1 protein-coding gene is annotated in these 3,762 nt (G+C 56.3%); it reads right to left on the bottom strand.

The annotated features are described in order from the left end of the window. On the bottom strand, window positions 1-3,762 hold a 3,762-nt coding region (locus KCG49_RS16225), incomplete at both ends, for a T9SS type B sorting domain-containing protein (RefSeq protein WP_218548005.1).

The raw sequence follows: 3,762 nt of genomic DNA, 5'->3' as shown, positions 1-3,762 counted from the left end.
GCTTTAAACTCTTTTCTGTTTCCGTTGGTTGGCTCGTCGTACTCGACCAGGAACCAGTAGTCGCTGGTTGGCATCGGGCTGCCGTTGTAGGTCCCGTCCCATCCGGTTCCCGTCGGGCCGAGCTGTTTCAATAGCTTCCCATAGCGGTCAAATATATAAATTTTTGCACCGGCCCCGATGCCCGCGATGTTCCATGTGTCGTGGTTGCCGTCGCCGTTGGGGGTAAAGTACAGCGGGTAGTCCAGCACGAACACCTCCACGGTCGCCGTCCCACAGCCGTTTTTGTCCCTTGCGGTGACCAGGTGCCCGCCCGCCGACACGCCGGTAAAGGTACCGCTGTCCTGCCACGGGCCTCCGTCCAGGCTGTACTCGTACACCCCCGGTCCGCTCGCCACTGCCTCTATAACGTGGTTATCGGCAAAAGCTTGTGTGGTCACCTCGGCGATCAATGTCGGGGGCTCACTTTCCGTTACCAGTGTACTGTCCATATTGGTACAGCTCGTCTGAGTGGACGTACCAATGTCCGTTACCGTTACGCTATAGGTACCTCCCTGGGTTGGCGCCAGTGTCGGACCGCTCTCCCCCGGGATCACGGCCCCGTTATAGGACCACTCAAAACTGTGGTCCGTACCCGACAGCCCCGTGTCCAGTACCAAAGGATCCAGTATCTCCGTACCGTTGGTATTAACACAGAGTATATAGCCGTCCTCCAGGTCAAAGTTTGGCAACGGGTTCACCTGAAGGGTCAACGGTGCCACCGCAAAACAGACCGAACCGTCCTGTTGGTTGTCGAACGTCCCATCGTTGTTAAGGTCCACGGGGTCGCCAAGGCCATCGCCATCGGTGTCCACAAACTCGAACGCACCGTCCCCATCGTTGTCTATACCATCTGAAAGCCCGTCACCGTCTACGTCCAGCAGGTCGAACACCCCATCACCGTCCGTATCGTAGAGGTCCACGGTGCCGTCACCGTCCAGATCCAGTCCCGGTGTACCGGGATCTGCGATGTTCAAAAATACAGGCACGACGCTTAGCGTATTGTTGTCCACCCTTGCATAGACCACCTGTGGGTTGGTTACGTTTTCGTAGAGGTTAGGTAATGGGTTAACGTTCAGATCCGCATCTGCTTCACTGGCATAGTAGCTCACGATATAGCTGTTCGCATCCTGGCCGTCCAGTACCTGGGCGTCCTGTGTCGAGAGATCGAACTGTACGCTGTCGTTATCTGGATTCCCATCCGTTTCCATATTATCGTCACATGCTTCGTACAGGATAGGTTCCATGTCCGGGTTGGCCTCTGCGGCCTCGTCCACCTGAATATTGAAGCTTTGCGTACTGATGGAACAGCCCGTAACGTTGTTGGTTATGGTTACGAAGATCCGTTGTGGGTTGCTCGTATTGGTATATGGGCTCACCAGAGCGTTCATGCCCGCTTCTGCATCTGCTAAATTAACATGGTAGGTTACCATGAACTGAGCTGGGTCCTGGCCGTTCAGTACCTCTGCATCCTTGCCGGTGAGGTCGAAACTGTCAAAGCCGTCGGTGTTGAGCTCGCACTGAATAAAGTCCGTTACCGCTACCACATCCGGTAATGGGTTCACACGTACGGTGAAGTCCACCAGGGCATAACAGCCCGTAATATCGTTGGTCACCCTGACATAGATCTCCTGCTCTGGGGCCGATATGTTGGTATACTGCGCAGGGTCTGCTATAGGGTTCATTCCCGAACCTGCATCTTCCGGTGTTTCGTGGTAGGTCGCCGTTACACCGGCCTCCCCGTTGATCAACAGGGCCTCGTTCTCTGTAAGATCAAATATCTCAAATCCATCACCTGTATTGGTCCCGTCGCATAGTTCTAAAGCTGGTAACTGATCACTTGGTGTCGGGGTCGGGTTGGGCAGTACCCTGATGGTCAGGGTCGTAAAATCGACACAGCCCGTATCGGTATCGGTCACCACGACATACAATGTCTGTGGATTGGCCGGTAGGCCGCCCACCGAAATGTTGGTATACTGTGTCGGGTCAGGTACCGCACCCGTCTGTGCCTGGGCATCGGCATCGCTCTGGTAATACGCAACCGACCAACTGGCATTGCCCCCCGTGATCTCCTGGTCCTTTACCGTAAGGTCAAATACGGTCATCTCGTCCCCCGGGGATTCCCCGAGGTCGTCGCACAGCTCCAACGGTGCCGGTTGCACCGCCGTTGGCGGGAGCTCTACCTGAAGCTCGAACTCACCGGTGTCGTAACACTCCGTTGTTGGATTATATAAGCGCACATAGATGGTCTGCGGGTTTGATATATTGGTATAGTTCCCCACATTGATTATAGGGTCATCCCCCGATTCTGCATCTGCGGCACTGACGTGGTGGGTCAAGATCACATCCGCCGGGTTTTGAGAACCTAGGATGTCGGCATCACGCTGTGCGAGATCGAACTGTGTAATCCCGTCCGGACCATCGTCACACATGATAATGGGGTCCAGGGCCGTTGGCACTTCCGGTGATGGCACCACGATTAGCTCCAGGGTGTTCAGGGTCAGTCTGTAACAGCCCGTAAGGGTGCTCTCCGAGCGTACATAGACCATTTGGCTTCCGGCCACGATATTGGTATATGGGCTCGCCAGTGCATTGTCGCCCATCTCGGCGTCTTCCTGTGTCTCGTGGTAGGTGATCACCACGTCCGATTCCCCATTGGTGATTTCCACTGTACGGATCGTCATATCGAATTCGGCAAAACCGTCATTGTCGTCGTCACAGATCTCGATAGCTTCCGGGCTCTGCTCCGGTGATGGCAATGGGTTGACCCTCAGGGTGAGCGTGACCGTGCTGTGGCAGCCCGTGATATCGTTCTCTCCCCTTATGTAGATCGTCTGTGGGTTACTGGTGTTGACATATGGGCTTGCAAGCGGGCCGGTGGCATTGTCCGCGTCCATCTGGGTAAGGTAATAGGTCAGGGTTATGCCCGTCTGTCCGTTCAGTATCCCTGCATTGGCATCTTCCAGGTCAAAGGGCTCCTGCTCGTCACCGGGACTGTCAACATCACATAACTCTAAAGGTGAGGGCTGCAATAGTACCGGCAACGGGTTGACGATAAGCTCCAGGCTGGTGACCTTGTGGCAGCCCTCTACCGTATCGGTGTCCTCCACGCGGATCCAGACCGTCTGCATGCCCATATCGGTATTGGTAAAGGCGTTGGGCGTGGCTATGGGGTTCATCGGCGCATCGGCATCGGCCTCGCTAAGGTAATAGCTTACCGTGTACTGCACGGGGTCCAGGCCGTTGAGCACCTCGGGGGCCTTGGCCGTTAGGTCGAAGGTCGCAAATCCGTCCGCCAACGCGTCGTCACATGCCTCCAACGGTGTCGGGGCCACGATCTGTGGGCTCGGCTCAACGATCAGTACCAGCTCAACTATGGTGGCACAGTCCGTGGCTATGGTCGCGCTCTCGACCCTTGCATACAGGGTCTGCGTGTCCACGGTAATGTTGTTGTAGTCCACAGTGGTGTCCAGTGCGTCCACGTCGTTGTCCGCATTGGCGAACGTCTCGTGGTAGGTGACCGTCAGTCCCGCGGCACCGCCCGTGATCTCGGTATCTGCATCGGCCAATGGAAACATGCCGAAGCCGTCGTTGTCCGGGTCGCAGTAGCGCAGCGGCTGTGGAACGTTGGCCACAGGGGCCTGCTCCACGCAGAGCTCAAGGGCCGTGGTATCGTAGCAGCCCGTTGTGGTGTCCTCTACCCTTGCAAATACCGTCTGGCAGTTG

Origin of the sequence: Winogradskyella luteola (assembly GCF_019203985.1) — a bacterium.
Lineage (GTDB): Bacteria > Bacteroidota > Bacteroidia > Flavobacteriales > Flavobacteriaceae > Winogradskyella > Winogradskyella luteola.
Note: the sequence above shows the minus strand (reverse complement) of the source record. Positions and strands in the feature narration are given on the sequence as shown.